General features: G+C 68.0%; 17 protein-coding genes and 1 tRNA gene. 13 read left to right on the plus strand and 5 right to left on the minus strand.

Features of this window, described 5'->3' with window-relative positions; all coding sequences use genetic code 11:
* Positions 1-101: 101 nt before the first annotated feature.
* Both argJ and recQ read right to left on the minus strand, forming a co-directional pair.
* Positions 102-1,319: a bifunctional glutamate N-acetyltransferase/amino-acid acetyltransferase ArgJ gene (gene argJ / locus IE100_RS12745; protein ID WP_189374731.1), complete on the minus strand. Its 1,218-nt coding sequence runs from the start codon at positions 1,317-1,319 to the stop codon at positions 102-104.
* Between the two features lie 55 nt (positions 1,320-1,374).
* The gene (recQ, locus tag IE100_RS12750) at positions 1,375-3,171 is read right to left on the minus strand and encodes a DNA helicase RecQ (RefSeq protein ID WP_189374733.1); all 1,797 of its coding nucleotides are present in this window, start codon (positions 3,169-3,171) and stop codon (positions 1,375-1,377) included.
* 123 nt (positions 3,172-3,294) lie between these two features.
* Here recQ and IE100_RS12755 point away from each other — a divergent pair, with 123 nt between their 5' ends.
* From IE100_RS12755 to IE100_RS12770, 4 genes are read left to right on the plus strand one after another with little or no spacing between them, the layout of a single operon-like run.
* Positions 3,295-3,774 (plus strand): surface-adhesin E family protein, encoded by a 480-nt coding sequence (locus tag IE100_RS12755; RefSeq protein WP_189374735.1) that lies wholly within the window; start codon positions 3,295-3,297, stop codon positions 3,772-3,774.
* A 39-nt stretch (positions 3,775-3,813) separates the two neighbouring features.
* Positions 3,814-4,581, plus strand: coding sequence for a ParA family protein (locus IE100_RS12760; RefSeq protein ID WP_189374737.1), 768 nt, complete (start codon positions 3,814-3,816; stop codon positions 4,579-4,581).
* An 18-nt stretch (positions 4,582-4,599) separates the two neighbouring features.
* Positions 4,600-7,170 carry a sensor histidine kinase gene (locus tag IE100_RS12765; protein WP_189374739.1) on the plus strand — a complete coding sequence of 857 codons (2,571 nt, stop codon included), beginning with the start codon at positions 4,600-4,602 and terminating at the stop codon, positions 7,168-7,170.
* The gene (locus IE100_RS12770) at positions 7,170-8,057 is read left to right on the plus strand and encodes a response regulator (RefSeq protein WP_189374740.1); all 888 of its coding nucleotides are present in this window, start codon (positions 7,170-7,172) and stop codon (positions 8,055-8,057) included. Before IE100_RS12765 ends, IE100_RS12770 begins: the two co-directional genes overlap by 1 nt.
* Positions 8,058-8,207: 150 nt before the next feature.
* Here the strand turns inward: IE100_RS12770 and IE100_RS12775 are convergent, their stop codons facing one another.
* Positions 8,208-10,202 carry a ComEC/Rec2 family competence protein gene (locus IE100_RS12775; RefSeq protein ID WP_189374742.1) on the minus strand — a complete coding sequence of 665 codons (1,995 nt, stop codon included), beginning with the start codon at positions 10,200-10,202 and terminating at the stop codon, positions 8,208-8,210.
* Positions 10,203-10,295: 93 nt separating this feature from the next.
* Between IE100_RS12775 and IE100_RS12780 the strand changes: the two genes are divergently transcribed.
* The 7 genes from IE100_RS12780 (at position 10,296) to bluB (ending at position 14,884) form a co-directional block, all read left to right on the plus strand.
* The gene (locus IE100_RS12780) at positions 10,296-11,099 is read left to right on the plus strand and encodes a class I SAM-dependent methyltransferase (protein ID WP_189374744.1); all 804 of its coding nucleotides are present in this window, start codon (positions 10,296-10,298) and stop codon (positions 11,097-11,099) included.
* Positions 11,100-11,220: 121 nt separating this feature from the next.
* Entirely contained in the window at positions 11,221-11,616 is a 396-nt protein-coding gene (locus IE100_RS12785; protein ID WP_189354622.1) for an acyl-CoA thioesterase, read from the plus strand.
* 183 nt (positions 11,617-11,799) lie between these two features.
* Positions 11,800-13,113: a Na+/H+ antiporter family protein gene (locus IE100_RS12790; protein WP_189374746.1), complete on the plus strand. Its 1,314-nt coding sequence runs from the start codon at positions 11,800-11,802 to the stop codon at positions 13,111-13,113.
* A 64-nt stretch (positions 13,114-13,177) separates the two neighbouring features.
* Positions 13,178-13,253: transfer RNA gene (locus IE100_RS12795), tRNA-Thr, on the plus strand.
* 88 nt (positions 13,254-13,341) lie between these two features.
* On the plus strand, positions 13,342-13,545 hold the full coding sequence (locus IE100_RS12800; protein ID WP_189374747.1) for a SlyX family protein: 204 nt from the start codon (positions 13,342-13,344) through the stop codon (positions 13,543-13,545).
* Between the two features lie 76 nt (positions 13,546-13,621).
* The gene (locus IE100_RS12805) at positions 13,622-14,164 is read left to right on the plus strand and encodes a hypothetical protein (RefSeq protein WP_189374748.1); all 543 of its coding nucleotides are present in this window, start codon (positions 13,622-13,624) and stop codon (positions 14,162-14,164) included.
* A gap of 63 nt (positions 14,165-14,227) precedes the next feature.
* Entirely contained in the window at positions 14,228-14,884 is a 657-nt protein-coding gene (bluB, locus tag IE100_RS12810; protein WP_189374749.1) for a 5,6-dimethylbenzimidazole synthase, read from the plus strand.
* 76 nt (positions 14,885-14,960) lie between these two features.
* On the opposite strand, the gene IE100_RS12815 is transcribed toward bluB, so the two are convergent.
* Together IE100_RS12815 and IE100_RS12820 are read right to left on the minus strand one after the other, a co-directional pair.
* Complete coding sequence (locus IE100_RS12815; protein ID WP_189374750.1) at positions 14,961-16,628, minus strand: ABC-F family ATP-binding cassette domain-containing protein; 1,668 nt, start codon at positions 16,626-16,628, stop codon at positions 14,961-14,963.
* A gap of 228 nt (positions 16,629-16,856) precedes the next feature.
* Positions 16,857-17,339 carry an Lrp/AsnC family transcriptional regulator gene (locus IE100_RS12820; protein ID WP_189374751.1) on the minus strand — a complete coding sequence of 161 codons (483 nt, stop codon included), beginning with the start codon at positions 17,337-17,339 and terminating at the stop codon, positions 16,857-16,859.
* A gap of 147 nt (positions 17,340-17,486) precedes the next feature.
* On the opposite strand from IE100_RS12820, the gene IE100_RS12825 reads away from it, so the two are divergent.
* Positions 17,487-18,095 carry a LysE family translocator gene (locus IE100_RS12825; RefSeq protein WP_189374752.1) on the plus strand — a complete coding sequence of 203 codons (609 nt, stop codon included), beginning with the start codon at positions 17,487-17,489 and terminating at the stop codon, positions 18,093-18,095.
* A 134-nt stretch (positions 18,096-18,229) separates the two neighbouring features.
* Positions 18,230-19,000, plus strand: a complete 771-nt coding sequence (locus IE100_RS12830; protein ID WP_189374753.1) for an HNH endonuclease — start codon at positions 18,230-18,232, stop codon at positions 18,998-19,000.
* Positions 19,001-19,015: the final 15 nt, after the last annotated feature.

Below are 19,015 nucleotides of genomic sequence, written 5' to 3' on the forward strand. Positions count from 1 at the left end.
TTTGTGTTTGCCAGCTTTTGAAACGTTAACGGCCGCCTGACGGCGGCCGCTGACGCGGACAGGGTTGGCCGCAAGCCTGCGGCCAACCTTGTGGGCAATGCTTAGCTGCGGTAGTCGGCGTTGATCTTCACGTACTCGTAGGAGAAGTCGCAGCTCCACACCGTGGCGTTGGCGAGGCCACGCCCCAGCACCACGCGCACGGTGATCTCGTCCTGCTTCATCACGCGCTGACCGTCTTCCTCTTTGTAGTCCGGATTGCGGCCGCCGTCCTTGGCCACCAGCACGTCGTCCAGGTACAGCTCCAGGCGATCGACATCCAGGTCGCCGATGCCGGCGTAGCCGATGGCGGCGAGCAGGCGGCCGAGATTGGGATCGGAGGCGAAGAAGGCGGTCTTCACCAGCGGCGAGCGGCCGATGGCGTAGCCGACGGCCTTGCACTCGGCGACGCTGCGGCCGCCTTCCACCTGGATGGTGATGAACTTGGTGGCGCCCTCGCCGTCGCGCACGATGGCCTGCGCCAGCTCGACGGAGACGTCCAGCAAGGCAGCCTTCAGCTGCTCGTAGGCCGGGTGGGTGACGGAGTCGATGCGCGGGGCGCCGCTCTGGCCGGTGGAGATCAGCATGAAGCTGTCGTTGGTGGAGGTGTCGCCGTCGATGGTGATGCTGTTGAAGCTGAGGTCGGCGACCTCCTTCACCAGCTGGTTCAGCACCGGACGGGTGATGGCGGCGTCGGTGGCGATGAAGCCGAGCATGGTGGCCATGTTCGGGTGGATCATGCCGGCGCCCTTGGCGATGCCGGTGATGTTCACCTGCTGGCCGTCGATGTCGAGTGTGCGGCTGGTCGCCTTCGGCGCGATGTCGGTGGTCATGATCGCCTCGGCGGCGTCGGCCCAGGTCGCGGTCTGCCGTGTCGGCAGGGCGGCGACGATCTTGTCGACCGGCAGCGGCTCGAGGATCACACCGGTGGAGAACGGCAGGATCTGTTCCGGCAGGCAGTCCAGTTCCTTGGCCAGCGCCTCGCACACCGCGCGCGCGTTCTGGCGGCCGGATTCGCCGGTACCGGCATTGGCGTTGCCGGTATTGATCACCAGCGCGCGGATCTGCACGCCGGCGTCGAGATTCTGTTTGCAGATCTGTACCGGGGCGGCACAGAAGCGGTTTTGCGTGAACACGCCAGCGACGGTATTGCCCTTGTCGATGCGGATGACCAGTACGTCCTTGCGGCCCGGCTTCTTGATACCGGCGCAGGCGTAGGACAGGTCCACACCGGCGATGGGCGCGAGCTGCGCGTTATCGATGGGCTTGAGATTCACTGGCATGACGTTTCTCCGTAATTTGGTGTCGCGTCATTGTAACTGAATCCGCGATCCCGGATCACGCCTCGCCGTCGCGCACCAGCGCCAGCAGCGCCGCGCCGTAACGGGCGACCTTCAGCTCGCCGAGACCGTAAATTTTCTTGAGTGCGGCCAACGTTTGCGGCCGCTGCAGCACCAGCTCCTGCAGGCTCTTGTCGGAGAACACCGCGTAGGCCGGCACGTTGTGCTCGTCGGCGGTGGCCTTGCGCCAGCGGCGCAGCGCCTGCCACAAGCGCTCCTCGCGCTCGGTGCGCAGCCAGCGCTCGGCGTGCACGCTCTGCCGCTTCTTGTCGTCGGCCAGCGGCCGCAGCGCGATGCTTTCCTGCCCTTTCAGCAAGGGCCGGCAGGCGTCGGTGAGCAAGAGCGACTGGCCGCGCGCGATGTCGACCACCAGCAGTTTGCGCGCCACCAGCTGGCGGATGATGGAGCGCCAGCCCTTCTGGTTCAGCTCGCGGCCGATGCCGAAGGTGGACAGCTTGTCGTGGCCGAAGTGGGTGACGCTCTGGTTGGCGCGCCCCAGCAGCACGTCGATGACATGGCTGGCCGCGAAGCGCTGCTGCACTCTATAGATGCAGGACAGCAGTTTCTGCACCGGCACGGTGGCATCGAAGGTGGCCGGCGGGCGCTGGCAGTTGTCGCACTGGCCACAAGGCGGCGACGACTCGCCGAAGTAGGCGAGGATCTGCTGGCGGCGGCAGCTGGCGGTCTCGCAATAGCCGAGCATGGCGTCGAGCTTGGTCAGTTCCACCTGCTTCTGCTGCTCCGCGCTGTCGCCGGCTTCGATCATCTGCGTCAGCTGCACCATGTCGTTGAGGCCGTAACACAGCCAGCTGGTGGCCGGCAAGCCGTCGCGCCCGGCGCGGCCCGATTCCTGATAGAAGTTTTCCGGGCTTTTCGGCAGGTCGATGTGGGCGACGAAGCGCACGTCCGGCTTGTCGATGCCCATGCCGAAGGCGATGGTCGCCACCATCACGATGCCGTCCTCGCGCAAAAAGGCGCGCTGGTTGGCGTCGCGCTCGGCGTGGCTCATGCCGGCGTGGTAGGGCAGCGCGCGGATGCCGTTCTCGCACAGCCAGGCCGCGGTGTCGTCCACCCGCTTGCGCGACAGGCAGTAGACGATGCCGGAGGCGCCGGGGTAGTCGTGTTCGATGAAGGCCAGCAGCTGCTTCTTGGCGCTGTCCTTTTCCACCACCTGGTAGAACAGGTTCGGGCGGTCGAAGCTGGTGACGAACTGGCGCGCGTCCTGCAATTGCAGGAAGTGCAGCATGTCGGCGCGGGTCTCGGCGTCGGCGGTGGCGGTCAGCGCGATGCGCGGCACCTGCGGCCAACGTTGGAACAGCACCGACAGCTGCTGGTACTCGGGGCGGAAGTCGTGCCCCCACTGGCTGACGCAGTGCGCCTCGTCGATGGCGAACAGCGCGATCCGCGGCAGGCTGGCCAGGAAATCGAGGAAGCGCGGGCTGAGCAGGCGCTCCGGCGCCACGTACAGCAGGTCCAGCTCGCCGCTGCGCGCCATGCGCGCGATGTCGCGGGCGTCGTCCGGCGCGGTGGCGGAGTTGAGGCAGGCGGCGGCGACGCCGGCCTCCTGCAGCGCGGCCACCTGGTCCTGCATCAGCGCGATCAGCGGCGACACCACCAGCGCCACGCCGTCGCGCAGCAGGGCCGGGATCTGGTAGCACAGGCTTTTGCCGCCACCGGTGGGCATCAGCACCAGCGCGTGGCCGCCGTCGGCGACATGCCCGATGATGTCGCCCTGCATGCCGCGGAACGCCGGGTAGCCGAAAGTGTTCTGAAGTATCGAGAGCGCGTGCTGCATCGGTGATTTCCATTGGGGGCGTCCATTGTACGCCAAAGCGGCGCGCCGCCCGCGACTCGCCACTTTGGCTTTGGCGCAGAGTGTGCGAGACTTTCCCCTGTCCTCCGAAAGTAGCCCGTCATCATGCGATTGATATTCCTTGCCGCCGCCAGCCTGCTGCTGGCCGCCTGCGCCACCCAGCCGCGTCCGGGCACCAAGCCGGTACGGCCCGGCCCCGCCAAACCGCTACCGGCACCGGTCACCGTGCCCAACGCCGAGTGGCAGATCATCGGCGTGTCGCCCAACGGCAATATCCTGCACGAGGTCGACGTGCTGAGCATCCGCCGCGAAGGCGCGCTGACGGTGTTCCGCGACCGCAAGACCATCTTCAATCCGCGCAAGGAAAACTTCCTCAACACGCCGCAGCACAAGTATTCGCTGAACCAGTGGGAGGTGAACTGCACCGCCAAGACCTTCCGCCTGCGCAGCATGGCGCTGCTCGACGACGGCGGCCGCCAGCTGCTCAGCCGCAGCTTCAGCGAGGCGGAGATCAAGCCGATGCCGGTGGTGAAGCAGTCCGCCGCCTTCCAGCAGGTGGAGTTCGTCTGCCAGCGCAGCCGCTGAGCGGCCTAACGATTTCGTGATCTGATCCAGGGAGCCAGCATGCGTCGTGTCGTATTCAATCAGAAGGGTGGCGTCGGCAAGTCGACCATCACCGTCAACCTCGCCGCCGCGGCCGCCGCCGCCGGGCGCCGCGTGCTGGTGGTCGATCTCGACCCGCAGGGCAACAGCAGCCACTACCTGAGCGGCAGCACCACGCCGCCCGAGGTGTCGGTGGCCGGGCTGTTCAACCAGATGCTCAACATCAGCATGTTCGAGAAGCCGGTGACCGACTTCGTCACCGCCACCGTCCACCCCAACCTCAGCCTGCTGGCCTCGCACCCGGAGCTGGCCGAGCTGATGGTGAAGCTGGAAGCGCGCTACAAGATGTTCAAGCTGCGCGACGCGCTGGAGCAGCTGGACGGCCACTTCGACGAGATCTGGATCGACACCCCGCCGGCGCTGAACTTCTACACCCGCTCGGCGCTGATTGCGGCCAACCGCTGCCTGATCCCGTTCGACTGCGACAGCTTCTCGCGCCACGCGCTGCTGGGCCTGATCGATAGCGTCGGCGAGATCCGCGCCGACCACAACAGCGGCCTCAGCGTGGAAGGCATCGTCGTCAACCAGTTCCAGCCGCGCGCCAGCCTGCCGCAACGGCTGGTGCAGGAATTGCGCGACGCCGGCCTGCCGGTGCTGGACCCGCCGCTGTCGGCGTCGGTGAAGATCCGCGAATCGCACGAGCGCAGCCTGCCGATGGTGTACCTCGACGCGCGCCACAAGCTGTCGCAGGAGTTCGCCGCGCTGTACCAGACCCTGCGCCAGTCGTAAGCCGGACAGGGCCGCCCGGTGCTGACCACCCGTTCGCCGCGCATCCTGTGGCTGCTGGGCACCAGCTGCGGCGTACTGCTGTGGCTGGGCGCCAGCTGGCTGCAGCAGGACAGCGAGCAGCAGCAGTTGCGCAACCAGCAGCTGCGCGAGGCGGAGCTGCTGGTCGACAACGCCGCCAACCAGCTCAACTACGCGCTGCTGGCCGGCCAGGCCGCCACCGAGCTGCTGCTGTCCGACGGCGGCCTCAACGGCCAGAGCGCGTTCCAGCGCTACGCGCCGTTCATCCTCTCCGACAACACGCTGTTCGACTTCGTCGCCACCGCGCGCCGCATCACTCCGCCGCAGCGGCTGCTGTACGAGCAGCAGCAGACGGTGATCCTGCGCGAATACCGCGACGGCCAGCTGGCCAACGCGCAGCCGCGGCCGCTGCACTTCCCGGTGGAGCAGCAATACCCGGAAAACAGCAAGGCGCTGCCGGCGCAGCTCGACCTCGCCTCGCAGGGCAATGTCGACGCCGCGCTGCAGCGGGTGAGCAAGACCGGGCGCCCGGCGATCGCGCTGATCCAGGCCGGCAACGCCAGCCGCCTGTCCGCCTTCTTCAGCGCCCGCGGCCGCCCCGGCGACCAGCTGCTGGTGATGGGCATCAATCCCGGCGGCCTGCTCAGCACGGTGCCGATGGCGGGCGACGTGTTCCGCCCGGCGCTGCCCTACCGCCTGCGCGTGCTGCTGAAGGACCGCGCGCAGACGGTGATCCTCGACAGTGATGGACTGGGTCACCCGCCGCCGCCGGCGCTGCCGGCGCTGTCCTCCACCCGCACCATCGGCGGCCAGCCGCTGATCTTCGAGCTGTACCCGACCGCCGAGCGCGACGACGGCCACCACTACGGCCAGGATGCGGCCATGCTGCTGGCGCTGGCGATCATGGCCACGCTGTCCGGCCTGATCGTGCGCCACAGCCGCCACAGCCAGCAGGCACAGCGCCAGCGGCTGCAGGCGCAGGGCACGCAGAACGCGCTGCTGCAACAGCAACTGCAGCAGCAGCGGCAACAGGAGGACGGCTACAAGCAGACCATCCTGCGCCTGCGCGCCATCGTCGAGGGCAGCGGCGACGCCATCCTGGTGATCGGCCGCGACGGCCTGATCCGCGACCTCAACCGCGCCGCCGAGGCGATGCTGGGCCAGACGCGCGAGGTGCTGCTGGCGCTGCCGGCCGGCGCGCTGCTCAGCGAGCTGCACCCGGCGGAGCCGGCGCTGGGCTTCGAGCACCACGTCGCGCCGCGCATCGGCCGCCCGTTCGAGGCGCTGATGATCTGCAGCGCGTCGCAGATGCTGCAGGTGGAGGTGTCGCTGACCCACGTGGTGATCGAGCAGGACGCGGTCTACATCGCGGTGTGCCGCGACATCTCGGCGCGCAAGGCGAGCGAGGCGGCGCTGATCCAGCTGAAGGACTCGCTGGCGGAACAGGTGGAAACGCAGAGCCGGCAGCTGTCGGCGCTGCTGGACGCCAGCCCGATGGCGATGGCCTACATCGTCGAGCTGGAGTTCAAGCAGGTCAACCACGCCTTCCTCGACCTGTTCCACCGCCGCGAGGACGAGATCATCGGCCAGTCGACGCGCATCCTGTACGACAGCGACGAGCACTTCGCCCGCACCGGGCGCCAGGTGTACCCGGTGCTGCACAGCGGCCAGGTGTCGCAGGGCGAGATCTGCCTGCAGCGCGGCGACGGCGCACCGCAGTGGGTGTACATGTACGGCAAGGCGGTCAGCGCCGACAAGCCGGCACTGGGCTCGATCTGGCTGTACCAGGACATCTCGGCGCAGCGCGCGGCGGAAGACAACCTGCGCCACGCCAAGGAGCTGGCCGAGGAAAACAGCCGCGCCAAGACCGAATTCCTCGCCAACATGTCGCACGAGCTGCGCACGCCGATGCACGCCATCCTCGGCTTTGCCGAGATGGGGCAGAGCCGCGTCGAGCGCGCCGCCGCCGACAGGCTGCGCCACTACTTCGAGCGCATCCACAGCAGCGGCACCCGCCTGCTGACCCTGCTCAACGACCTGCTCGACCTGTCGAAGATGGAAGTCGGCAAGATGATCTACACCATGGCGCCGTGCGACGTCGGCCAGGTGGCGCGCGAGGCGGTGGACGAGCTGCGCGGCATGGCGCAGCGCCACGACGTGCACCTGCAGCTGGTGGTGCACGGCAACGCGCCGCTGTACGCCGAGGTCGACGCCTTCCGCATCGGCCAACTGCTGCGCAACCTGCTCGGCAACGCCATCAAGTTCAGCCCCGCCGGCGCGCCGGTGCAGATCGACCTCGCCTGCGACCCTGCGGCCAACCTTTGCCTCAGCGTGCGCGACTTCGGCCCCGGCGTGCCGGCGGACGAGCAGGAGCGCATCTTCAACACCTTCATACAAAGTTCGCTGACCAAGACCGGCGCCGGCGGCACCGGCCTGGGGCTGGCGATCTGCCGCGAGATCGTGCACGCCCACCGCGGCCGCATCGAGATCGTGCCGGTTGCCGGCCGCGGCGCCCATTTCCGCGTCATCCTGCCGCGAGGCAGCGTTGGCGCCAGCGAGGAATCAGCCTGATGAATAAACGCCTGTTACTGGTCGACGACGAACCGTTCAACCTGGAACTGATGACCGACCTGCTGGAGGACGCCGGCTACGACACGCAGCAGGCGCTGAACGGCGAGGACGCGTGGCAGATCCTCCAGCGCGAGGGCGAACAGTTCTCCGCCATCCTGCTGGACAAGATGATGCCCGGCATCAGCGGCGTCGACCTGCTCAAGCGCATCAAGGCCACCGAACGGCTGGCCTTCCTGCCGGTGATCATGCAGACCGCGGTCGGCGCCGCCGCCAGCGTGCAGGAAAGCCTGGCCGGCGGCGCCTTCTACTACCTGACCAAGCCGTTCTCGCGCGACATGCTGCTGGCGGTGGTCGGCGCCGCCACCGAGCACTGGGACCGCCACCAGTACTTCGTCGAGCTGGCCAACCAGCAGCTGGACGCGCTGCAGCACCTGGAGCAGGCCAGCTTCCGCTTCCGCCAGCTGCACGAGGCGCGCAGCGTCACCGCACTGCTGGCGCGCACCAGCCACAGCCCGGAGAAGACCGCCACCGGCCTGTTCGAGCTGATCGTCAACGCCATCGAGCACGGCAACCTGGAGCTGGACTACCAGGAAAAAACCCAGCTGCAGCGCGAGGACCGCTGGCAGGAGACGCTGCAGCAGCGGCTGGCCGACCCGGTGCTGGGCGCGCGCGAGGTCCGCGTCGACATGCAGCGCCACGGCCGCGACCTGCACTTCACCATCAGCGACCAGGGTAACGGCTTCGACTGGGCGCGCTACCTGGTCGACGACCCGACGCAGCTGATCAGCAGCCACGGCCGCGGCATCCTGATCGCGCGCAAGCTGTCCTTCGACCAGCTGCACTACCAGGGCAACGGCAGCGAGGTGCTGGCCATCGTTCACGGCTGAGAACCGGTTCACGATCTGCCGTGACGGATATCCACGGGGCGATACGGCGTTAAAAACGGCTTCGGCATGCGGGTTTATCTCCCGCTAAACGCCACCTCCTCAGCCGTTTTTGCCTTGTCTCGCGTGAGCGTGCGAGATCGTGAGCACGTTTTAAGGCGGCGGCCGCCAGTAGCGCGCCGCCTGCGCCCGCCGCGCCTGCAGTTCGCCCTGCCCGGGCCCCAGCCGCAGCGCCAGCGCGCCGTCGTGATCACTGCGCCACAGCGTGACGCCGGCCGCGTCCAGCCGCGCCAGCACCTGCGGGTGCGGATGGCGGTAACGGTTGCGGTAGCCGGCGCTGAGCAGCGCCATCTGCGGCTGCACCTGCCGCAGCCAGTCGTCGCCGCTGGAGGTACGGCTGCCGTGATGGCCGAGCACCAGCCACTGGCTGCGCAGCGCGGCACCGTAACGCGCCACCAGCGCCTGCTCCACCGCCAGCGGCGCGTCGCCGGACAGCAGCAGCGCCTGGCCGGCGGTGGCGACCCGCAGCACGCAGCTGTGCGCGTTGTCCTCGCCCTGCCACGCCGGCGGCGGCCACAGCACGTCGAAACGCACGCCGTCCCACGCCCAGCTCTGCCCGCCGCGGCACGGCTGGGCGCCGGGATAGAACTGCGGCTGGCCGGCAAGGATGCGGCCAACCTCGATGCCCTCGCGCAGGCTGGCGGCGGCGCCGTCGTGGTCGCCGTCGTGGTGCGACAGCAGCAGCGTGTCCAGCCGCCGCACGTCCAGCGCGCGCAGCGCCGGCAGCAGCACCCGCGTCGCCTCGCCGGCGCCGGTGTCGTACAGCAGCGCATGCTGCCGCGTGCGCAGCAGCACCGCCAGCCCCTGGCCGACGTCGAGCAGCTCCACCGCCAGCGTGCCGCTGGCCGGCGGCGGCACCCGGTACAGCAACAGCGGCAGCAACAGGCAGGCACCCAGCGCGCGACCGCTCCCCGACCACGGCAACAGCGCCAGCAAGGTGCCGGCCAGTGCTGCCAGCAACAGCGGCCACGGCAGCTGCGGCACCGCGTACAGCGGTGCGCCGGCCAGTAGATCCACCCACCACCAGAACAGCTGCGCCACCCAGCCCGCTGCTTCAAACAGCCACGGCCACGGCAGCAGCGCCGCCAGCAGGGCCAGCGGCGTCAGCAGCAAGGACACCAGCGGCGTGCCCAGCGCATTGGCCAGCGGCGACAGCCCGCGCTGGCTGGCCAGCGCCACGGCCGCCACCACCAGCATCCACAGGCTGCGCTGCGTCGGCACCGAGAAACCGGTCAGCGCGGCATAGGCGCCGGCCGCCAGCACCGCGCCGCCCAGCCCCCACCACAACGGCCGCCGCAACGGCGGCCGGTAGCGCAGCGCGCGCCGCAACAGCCCCGCCACCAGCAACGCGATCATCGTGATGTGCAACCCGGAGACGCTGACCACGTGGGTCAGACCTGTGGCGGCCAGGCGCTGCCAGTCGTCGCGCGTCAGCGTCTGCTGCGCGCCCACCGCCAGCGCCGCCACCAGCCCCGCCGCGCGCGCCTCGTCACTGCCGGCCAGCAGCCGCTGCGCCACCCGCTCGCGCAGGCGGTCGATGCGCGCCGGCCAGTCCGTCGCCCTGCCCAGCGCCTGCCGTCCCTTGAGCACGCTGCCGGTGGCCAGCACGCCTTCCGACCAGTACCACGCCTCGGCGTCGAAGCCGGCAACGTTGGCCGCACCGCGCGGCGGGCGCAGGCGCGCGCTGAGGCGCCAGCGGCTGCCGGCCGGCCACGCCTGCTGCCGGTAGTCGCTCAATTCCAGCAACGGCGGCAGGCGGATGGCCGGGTTATCCACCGCCTCCACCTCGAAACGCAGGCGCACGCCGAATTCGCCGGGCTTGGCCAGGCCGCGCACCACGCCGCTGAACTGCACCACCTCGCCGGCCAGCGCCGCGTCCAGCCGCTGCGCCAGGCGCAGCTCCGCCCGCCACGCGGCGTAGCCCAGCCCCAGCGTGGCCGCCACCAGCGCCAGCAACCAGAGACGGCGCGTGCGCCACCACAGCGGCCACGACAACAGCAGCACGGTCAGCAACAAGGGCCAGCTCGGCAGCACCGGCAAAAACGCGCACAGCACCACCCCGGCACAGAAACAGGCAAGCGGCAACATGGCACCATTTATTCACATTGCATCAAGAAAGGCAAAGCGCTTGCTGCCGCCACAGCGATCCCGTATCTTCGCCGCGTCAACGAAGGAAGCCGCATGCACCCCACCCCCCTGTACTGCGCCGAGAGCGCGCGCCGCGACACCGCCGGGCAACTGGCCAGCCGCTTTGCCCTGCCGCTGGTCGCGCAGCGGCCGACGGACGGCTACTGGCTGGAGCTGGGGCCAGAGCGGCTGGAGCTGGTCACCAGCGGCAAGCACGGCGCGGTGTACGCGGAGTTCGTCGAGGGCGCCGCCCGCCACCGCCGCGAACAGGGCGGCGGCCGCGGCCAGCCGGTGGCCAAGGCGGTGGGGCTGAAAGGCGCCAAGGACCTGCCGCGGGTGGTGGACGCCACCGCCGGCCTCGGCGGCGACAGCTTCGTGCTGGCGACGCTGGGCTGCCACGTCACCATGCTGGAGCGCTCGCCGGTGGCCGCCGCGCTGCTGGCCGACGCGCTGGAACGCGCCGCGCGCGACCCGTCCACCACCGACATCGCCGCGCGCATGACGCTGGTGCACGCCAACGCCATCGACTGGCTGGCGCAACAGGCCGCGCTGCCGCGCGCACAGCGCCCGGACGTGGTGTTCGTCGATCCGATGTTCCCCGACACCGACAAGAAATCCGCCGCCGCCAAGAAAGGCATGCAGGCGTTCCAGCACGTGATCGGCGACGACCTCGACAGCGCCGAACTGCTGGCAGCCGCCATCGCCGCCGCCACCGGCCGCGTGGTGGTGAAACGGCCGCAACGCGGCGTGCCGATCGCGGGCGTGAAGCCGTCGGTGGTGCTGGACGGCAAATCCACCCGCTTCGACCTCTACATCATCAAGGCGCTGCGGCCGCAGGACTTCGCGGACGCGGACTGAGCGTGCGGCCAACGTTGGCCGCGCCGGCCCGCTGGCCATTCCGCGCGCGCCGCCCCTTGCGTTACACTGCCCGCCCCGGCGCGTGTGCGCCGTCCCCGTCCCCCTATCCGGAGCCATAGCGATGTCCGAGTTTGCCGTTGAATTCAAGGTGCGAGATTACGAGTGCGATATGCAGGGCATCGTCAATAACGGCGTGTACTTCAACTACCTGGAGCACGCGCGCCACGAGTTCCTGCTGCACAAGGGCATCGACTTTGCCGAGCTGGCGCGGCAGAAGGTGAACCTGGTGGTGGTGCGCTCGGAGCTGGACTACAAGGCGTCGCTGACCAGCGGCGACCAGTTCGTGGTCACCGTGGCGTTCGAGGCGGTGTCGCGCGTGCGCTTCGGCTTCCGCCAGCAGGTGATCCGCCTGTCCGACCAGAAGGTGGTGCTGGAGGGGCTGATCATCGGCACCGCCGTCAACGAGCGCGGCCGGCCGGCGATACCGGAGGCCTTCGCCGCGCAGCTGGCCGGCTGAACCGTCCGCCCCGCAACAACGCCCTGTCCCGCGACAGGGCGTTGTCGTTTGCGGCCGACCCTGGCCGCCGTTCGCTCCCCGCCCCCGCCGCCCGCCTCGACACCAGTCACCTCGACACCTGCCGCCGGACGCGCTACCCTTGCGCCCTTTTTTTCATTTCAAATCAGTACTTTGTATATACAAATGAACGCAATCCTGATCGCAGTCTCCCTGATGCTGGCGCTGACTCTCGCCCGCACCCACGTCGTCATCAGCCTGCTGCTGGGGGCGCTCGCCGGCGGCCTCAGCGGCGGGCTGGACCTGGCGCAGACCCTGGCCGCCTTCAACAAGGGCATCAGCAATGGCGCGTCGGTGGCGCTGTCCTACGCGCTGCTGGGCGCCTTCGCGGTGGCCATCGCCAAGTCCGGCCTGCCGCACGCGCTGGCCGATGCCGCGGTGGCGCGGCTGCAGCGTAGCGACGGCAAGACGCGGCTGAAGTGGCTGCTGCTGGGGCTGCTGGCGGTGGTCAGCGTGATGAGCCAGAACCTGGTGCCGATCCACATCGCCTTCATCCCGCTGCTGATCCCGCCGCTGCTGTACGTGATGGCACGGCTGCAGCTGGATCGCCGCGCGGTGGCCTGCGTGATCACCTTCGGCCTGGTGACGCCGTACATGCTGTTCCCGGTCGGTTTCGGCGACATCTTCCTGAACCAGATCCTGCTCGGCAATATCGCCAAGGCCGGCATGGACGTGTCCGGCGTCAACGTGATGCACGCGATGGCGATCCCGGCCGCCGGCATGGTGGCCGGCCTGCTGCTGGCGGTGTTCGCCAGCTACCGCAAGCCGCGCTCGTACTCGCTGGGCAAGATCGAGAACGCCGAGCGCACCGGCGCCCGCATCAGCCGCCGGGGCACCGTCACCGCGCTGCTGGCCATCGCCTGCGCCTTCGCGGTGCAGCTGTACAGCGACTCGATGCTGCTGGGCGCGCTGAGCGGCTTCCTGCTGTTCATCGCCAGCGGCGCGCTGAAATGGCGCGAGGCCGACGACGTGTTCGGCGACGGCATGAAGCTGATGGCGATGATCGGCTTCGTGATGATCACCGCGCAGGGCTTTGCCGAGGTACTGACCGCCACCGGCCAGATCGGCGAGCTGGTCAGCGCCTCCGCCAGCCTGTTCGGCGACAACCGCGGCATGGCCGCGTTCGCGATGCTGTTTGTCGGGCTGGTGGTGACCATGGGCATCGGCTCCTCGTTTTCCACCGTGCCCATCCTGACCGCGATCTACGTGCCGCTGTGCCTGCAGCTCGGCTTCTCGCCGCTGGCGACGGTGTCCATCATCGGCACCGCCGGCGCGCTGGGCGATGCCGGTTCGCCGGCGTCGGACTCCACGCTGGGGCCGACCTCCGGCCTGAACGTCGACGGCCAGCACGACCACATGCGCGATACGGTGATCCCCACCTTCCTGCACTACAACCTGCCGCTGCTGGCCGCCGGCTGGGTGGCGGCGCTGGTGCTGTAGCCAAATTAAAGTGGCGCGGGGACTTGCCAGATAAAAAATCTTCGGCAATAATGCACGCCTCTTCGCCGGTGTAGCTCAGATGGTAGAGCACCTGACTTGTAATCAGGGGGTCGCGAGTTCGATTCCTGCCGCCGGCACCAGGATTTACGGGGTTTCCAGAAATGGAAACCCCGTTTTCCGTTCTATGATCAGTAAAGCACCACCACCACACTTCAGCGGGTACCAATCATGGAATCACGCCTCATCGAACTGGAAATCAAGGTTGCGCTGCAGGAAGACCTGCTCGACGCGCTCAATCTCACCGTCACCCGCCAGCAGCAGCAGATCGACCTGCTGCAGGAACAGCTGCGCCACCTGTACCAGCTGCAACAGGGCGCCAGCCAGGATGACACCGTCGGCTCGCTGCGCGACGACATTCCGCCGCACTACTGAACCGCCACACTCACTGCGTCGCCCCGCTTGCGGCCAAGGTTGGCCGCAACGGCGCCGCGCTTGCCGGAAGCACCGCATGAGCACACCCCGCGCCTTCATCACCCCCCTCGCACCGCAGCTGGCCGGCCTGAGCTGGGCCATCGGCGGCAGCACCCTGCTGCAACAGCTGGGCCTCGTCGACGAGCCGCGCGACCTCGACCTCGTCACCCGCGCCGAGGACTTCGCCGCCGTCAAGACGCTGCTGCTGCAACACGCCAGCGACATCACCCCGCCGCCGCATCCGCTGTACGCCACCCGCCACTTCGCCCGCCTGCAGACCGCCGACGGCCTGGAGATCGACCTGATCGCCGGGCTGGCGATCCGCCTGGACAAGGGCCAGTTCCAGTGGCCGTTCGACGATAGCGCCGTGTGGCAGGCGGACGGCCTGAACTGGTGCATGGCCGAGGACTGGGCGCTGCTGTACCGGCTGATGGGCTACGCCGAACAGACCGAGGCACTGGACGAGTGGCTGGACGAGCACGGCGTGAGCCACCCGCAGCGCATCGCCGCCAACCTGTTCGCCGGCTACCCGGAAAAGTACCTGAAGCCGGCACCTCACTGGTGGCCGTGGGAAGAGTAAGCCCGCCCCGTTTCACGTGAAACCGTCCCCCGCCCCGCCTTTATCCATCTGACGAGCCCCCGCATGAGCCGCTACCGCGACGCCGAGATTGCCACCGTCTACCGCGTGATCCGCGAACGGCGCGACATGCGCCACTTCCGCCCCGGGCCGCTGGACCCGGCGCTGCTGCAACGATTGCTACAGGCGGCGCACCACGCACCCAGCGTCGGCTACATGCAGCCGTGGCGCTTCATCCGCATCAGCGATGGGGCGCTGCGAGAGCAGCTGCACGCGCTGGTGGAACAGGAACGGCAGCGCACCGCCGTCGCCCTCGGCCAGCGGCAGGAGGAATTCATGCGCCTGAAGGTGGAAGGCCTGCGCGAGTGCGCCGAGGTGCTGGTGGTGGCGCTGATGGACGGCCGCGAGCGCCACGTGTTCGGCCGCCGCACGCTGCCGGAGATGGATCTGGCGTCGGTGGCCTGCGCGATCCAGAACATGTGGCTGGCGGCGCGCGCCGAGGGCATCGGCCTGGGCTGGGTGTCGCTGTTCGATCCGGACGCGCTGGCTGCGCTGCTGCGGTTCCCGCCGGGCGCACGCGCGGTGGCGATCCTGTGTCTCGGCCACGTCGACGCCTTCTACGACCAGCCGATGCTGGAGCAGGAAAACTGGGCGCAGCGCCAGCCGCTGGCGGCGCTGCTCAGCGAGAACGGCTGGGGCGACGCCCCGCCGAGCGCCGGCTAGCCGGCATCGCCCAAAACACTGCGGCCAACCTTGATCCAAGGTTGGCCGCAGTGTTTCAAGACAGACGTGGCAAGGCTCAGCGCTTGCCGGCCGCCTCTTCGCGCCGGCGCTTGGCCTCGTCCAGCAGGTAGACCTGGTAGTCGTCCAGATCACCCGCGAAATCGCTGACCCCGCCGCGCGACACCATCCAGAATTCGTCGCACACCGCGCGCAGCAAGGCGCGGTCGTGGCTGACCAGCATCACCGAGCCTTCGAACTCGTTCAGCGCCACGCTCAGCGCCTCGCGGGTGGCGAGGTCCAGGTGGTTGGTCGGTTCATCCAGCAGCAGCAGGTTCGGGCGCTGCCACACGATCATGCACAGCACCAGCCGCGCCTTCTCGCCGCCGCTCATGCTGCCGACCGCCTGCTTCACCATGTCGCCGCTGAAGTTGAAGGTGCCGAGGAAATTGCGCAGCCCCTGCTCGCGGCAGTCGTTGGCCGGCGGCCGCAGCGCCGCCGGGGTGTCGCGCACCAAGCGCAGCATGTGCTGCAGCGGATCGTCCTCCGGCCGCAGCACGTCCAGCTCCTGCTGCGAGAAGTAGCCGATGTTCAGCCCCTTGCCGCGGATGATCTCGCCACCGACCGCCTGCAGCGCCTCGGCCACGGTTTTCACCAGCGTCGACTTGCCCTGGCCGTTGGCACCGAGAATGCCGATACGCTGCCCGGCCAGCACGGTGCGGTTCACGTTGCGCACGATCACCGTCGGCGGCGTGCCGTCCGCCGCGCCGTCCATGGCCGGATAGCCGAAGGCGGCGCCGGTCATAGCCAGCATCGAGTTCGGCAGGCTCATCGGTTCCTTGAATTCGAACTGGAACTCGGCGTCGGCCAGCACCGGCGCGATCTTCTCCATCCGCTCCAGCGCCTTGACGCGGCTCTGCGCCTGCTTGGCCTTGCTGGCCTTGGCCTTGAAGCGGTCGATGAACTTCTGCAGGTGCGCCATCTTTTCCTGCTGCTTGGCCTGTGCCGCCTGCTGCAGGACCAGCTGTTCGGCACGCATGTCCTCGAACTTGCTGTAATTGCCGCCGTAGCGCACCAGCTTGGCGTTGTCGACGTGCAGCGTCACGTTGGTGACGGCATCGAGGAATTCGCGGTCGTGGCTGATCACCACCATGGTGCCGGCGTACTGCTTCAACCACGCTTCCAGCCATACCAGCGCATCCAGATCCAGGTGGTTGGTCGGCTCGTCCAAGAGCAGCAGGTCGGACGGACACATCAGCGCACGCGCCAGTTGCAGCCGCATGCGCCAGCCGCCGGAAAAGCTGTTCACCGGCTGCTGCAGCTCGGCGACGCTGAAGCCCAGCCCCAGAATCAGCGCCTGTGCCCGTGCCGGCGCGTCGTGGGCACCGGCATCGTTGAGCGCGGTATAGGCGTGCGCCATGCGCATGTAGTCTTCGCCGGCCTCGGCCTCGGCCACCTCCCGCTGCGCGGCGAGCAGCGTGGTATCGCCTTCGACCACGAACTCGGTCGCGCTCTGCGCCGTCTCCGGCATGTCCTGCGCCACCTGTGACATACGCCACTGCGACGGGATGGACACATCGCCGCCGTCTTCGTGCAGCGTGCCGTTCAGCACAGCGAACAGCGAGGATTTGCCGGCGCCGTTGCGGCCGACGAGGCCGACTTTCTCGCCGGGATTGAGCGTCACCGACGCGTTGTCGAGCAGGACTTTGGTGCCGCGGCGCAAGGCCACGTTTTTCAGAATGATCATGGGAAGCGCCGTGCGGCGGCAGGAACAGGTTAGGCCGCGACCGGCGCCAGGGCGGGAAGACGACAGGCAATGCGGCCAACGTTGGCCGCATCGGAACAGGGCGCCGTCGCATGCTGCAAAGCAATAAAAACGGCGCGGCGCAGATGGTAACACGCCCCCTGCCCGCGCGCCGGCCCGGCCATGAAAAACAGGCGCTTATGACGGGAAACGGCCCCGCCGGCGCACCGCCTACAGCGGCACCGCGTGGGTCAGCTTCACCGTCTCCATCGGCACCTCGGTTTTCACGCTCTGCACGCTGGCGATGCGCGTCAGCTGCTCGGCGTGAAACCGGCGGTACGACGCCAGATCCCGCGTCACGATGCGCAGCAGCGCGTCGCACTCGCCGGCCATGATGTGGCACTCCACCACCTCCGCCATGTCGCGCACGCTGGCGATGAAGTGGTTGGTGGTGTCCGCGTCCTGCGCCTTGAACCACACCCGCGCGAACAGCGACAGCCCGGCGCCGACCTTGGCGCCGTCCAGCACCGCCACGTAGCGCTTGATCACGCCACGCTCCTCCAGCAGCTTCACCCGCCGCAGGCACGACGACGGCGACAAACCGGCCGCGCGCGCCAGCTCCACGTTCTGCAAACGGCCGTCGCGCTGCAGCGCGTGCAGGATACGGAGATCAATACTGTCCAGCTTTACGGCATCCACTGCGGCAATCTCCATGATTATTCGCAGCCGATTCTATTCCAACGCCGCCACCCGCGTCACAACACAACCCGATTTCAGCGCGAAAACCCTAGAATTTCCGGCAGTCACGCGCCCTTGCCCGCCCGGCAAGCGCCCCCGCCAATCTGCTAGAGAGAACGCCCCATGCCCAGCGATACCCTGCTGCTGTTCGCCCTCACCGTCTTCCCGCTGGTCTGCAGCCCCGGCCCCGACATCCTGTTCGTCGCCTCGCAAGGCCTGAGCGGCGGCCGCGCCGCCGTGCGCCGCGCCACGCTCGGCATCCTCGCCGGCTACAGCGTGCACGCGCTGCTGGCCGCCTTCGGCATCGCCGCCCTGCTCAGCGCCTGGCCGCCGCTGCTGCACGCCATCCGCTGGACCGGCCTTGCCTACCTGCTGTACCTGGCGTGGCAGATGTTCCGCGCCGCCAGCCGCCCCGGCAGCCTGCAGCTGGACAGCCGCCCGGTGCACGGCCTGTTGCGCAAGGGCCTGCTCACCAGCCTGCTCAACCCGAAAGGCCTGCTGATCTACCTGTCGATCCTGCCCAACTTCATCCGCCCCGGCAGCAGCGTGGCGACACAGGCGCTGCTGCTGTCGGGCATCTTCATCGTCTCCTGCGCGGTGGTGTACAGCGTGATCGGCTACAGCGTCGCCGGCATGGCCGGCAAGGGCCGCTTCAGCGACCGCAAACGGCGACTGGCGGAAGCCACGGCCGGGGGATTGCTGCTGCTGGCGGCGGGGAAGCTGGCGAGTTGAGGATGGGGGACAACTGGAGATCACGGGCCAGCTGCGGTCAAGGTTGGCCGCAGTCATCATCACGCTAGCAAAGCTGTTATGCTTTCTGGAAGAGCGTGCACTCTGCATCGTCAACGCCAAGGCCAAATCCCACCATGTCGAATAACTGGACACGCGAGCAGCTACTCATCGCCATCAATCTGTATTGCCAGCTACCGTTCGGGAAATTCCATCAAGGTAATCCCTTGATCATTGCCACCGCGGCCAAAATCGGACGCACGCCCAGTGCCTTAGCGATGAAACTGAGCAACCTTGCCAGTTTGGACCCGGACATCACCGGTAGTGGGCGCAAGGGATTGGCCGGCGCTTCACAGCTTGATCGGGCAATTTGGGCGGAATTCAGCGCCAATCCGGATCAAGTCGGCTACGACAGCCAAGTGCTGGTTGATCAATTGGCCCAGCAAGAAGCAAGCCTGACACCGTTGTCTAGTGACGAGGCCACCACAATCACCGCCGATTACTACGCCGACAACACCCTTAGCCAAACTAAAGTGCGAGTAAAGCAAGCCTTCTTCCGTAAAGCAGTACTCAGCAGTTACCAAGGGCGCTGCTGCATTACCGGCTTGGCCGAACCAAAACTACTCGTCGCCAGCCACATCGTGCCATGGCGTGAAAACGCGCAGCAGCGGCTGAATCCGGCAAACGGCCTGTGCTTATCGGTATTGCACGATAAAGCCTACGATCAGGGTCTGCTGACCGTGACGCCAGACTTCCTCATTCGCGTGTCACCACGCTTGTTTGCGGATCAGAGCGACTTGGCCAAGGACTATCTCTGGCAATTGGATGGCAAACCGATCACCCTGCCCCAGAAATTCATGCCGAATCCTAAGTTTTTGGCCTATCACGCAGACCATATTTTTAACTAAGCGTGCCCGCCACGG

The organism is Vogesella alkaliphila (genome assembly GCF_014652475.1).
GTDB classification, from domain to species: domain Bacteria; phylum Pseudomonadota; class Gammaproteobacteria; order Burkholderiales; family Chromobacteriaceae; genus Vogesella; species Vogesella alkaliphila.

Bases quoted from the DNA above. Each gene is read 5' to 3' on its own strand.
- IE100_RS12800 (WP_189374747.1), top strand. From the start codon at position 13,342: ATGGAATCACGCCTCATCGAACTGGAAATCAAGGTTGCGCTGCAGGAA.
- IE100_RS12785 (WP_189354622.1), top strand. From the start codon at position 11,221: ATGTCCGAGTTTGCCGTTGAATTCAAGGTGCGAGATTACGAGTGCGAT.
- IE100_RS12770 (WP_189374740.1), top strand. From the start codon at position 7,170: ATGAATAAACGCCTGTTACTGGTCGACGACGAACCGTTCAACCTGGAA.
- IE100_RS12815 (WP_189374750.1), bottom strand. From the start codon at position 16,628: ATGATCATTCTGAAAAACGTGGCCTTGCGCCGCGGCACCAAAGTCCTG.
- recQ (WP_189374733.1), bottom strand. From the start codon at position 3,171: ATGCAGCACGCGCTCTCGATACTTCAGAACACTTTCGGCTACCCGGCG.
- IE100_RS12755 (WP_189374735.1), top strand. From the start codon at position 3,295: ATGCGATTGATATTCCTTGCCGCCGCCAGCCTGCTGCTGGCCGCCTGC.
- IE100_RS12790 (WP_189374746.1), top strand. From the start codon at position 11,800: ATGAACGCAATCCTGATCGCAGTCTCCCTGATGCTGGCGCTGACTCTC.
- IE100_RS12820 (WP_189374751.1), bottom strand. From the start codon at position 17,339: ATGGAGATTGCCGCAGTGGATGCCGTAAAGCTGGACAGTATTGATCTC.
- IE100_RS12805 (WP_189374748.1), top strand. From the start codon at position 13,622: ATGAGCACACCCCGCGCCTTCATCACCCCCCTCGCACCGCAGCTGGCC.
- IE100_RS12780 (WP_189374744.1), top strand. From the start codon at position 10,296: ATGCACCCCACCCCCCTGTACTGCGCCGAGAGCGCGCGCCGCGACACC.
- argJ (WP_189374731.1), bottom strand. From the start codon at position 1,319: ATGCCAGTGAATCTCAAGCCCATCGATAACGCGCAGCTCGCGCCCATC.
- IE100_RS12825 (WP_189374752.1), top strand. From the start codon at position 17,487: ATGCCCAGCGATACCCTGCTGCTGTTCGCCCTCACCGTCTTCCCGCTG.
- bluB (WP_189374749.1), top strand. From the start codon at position 14,228: ATGAGCCGCTACCGCGACGCCGAGATTGCCACCGTCTACCGCGTGATC.
- IE100_RS12775 (WP_189374742.1), bottom strand. From the start codon at position 10,202: ATGTTGCCGCTTGCCTGTTTCTGTGCCGGGGTGGTGCTGTGCGCGTTT.
- IE100_RS12830 (WP_189374753.1), top strand. From the start codon at position 18,230: ATGTCGAATAACTGGACACGCGAGCAGCTACTCATCGCCATCAATCTG.
- IE100_RS12760 (WP_189374737.1), top strand. From the start codon at position 3,814: ATGCGTCGTGTCGTATTCAATCAGAAGGGTGGCGTCGGCAAGTCGACC.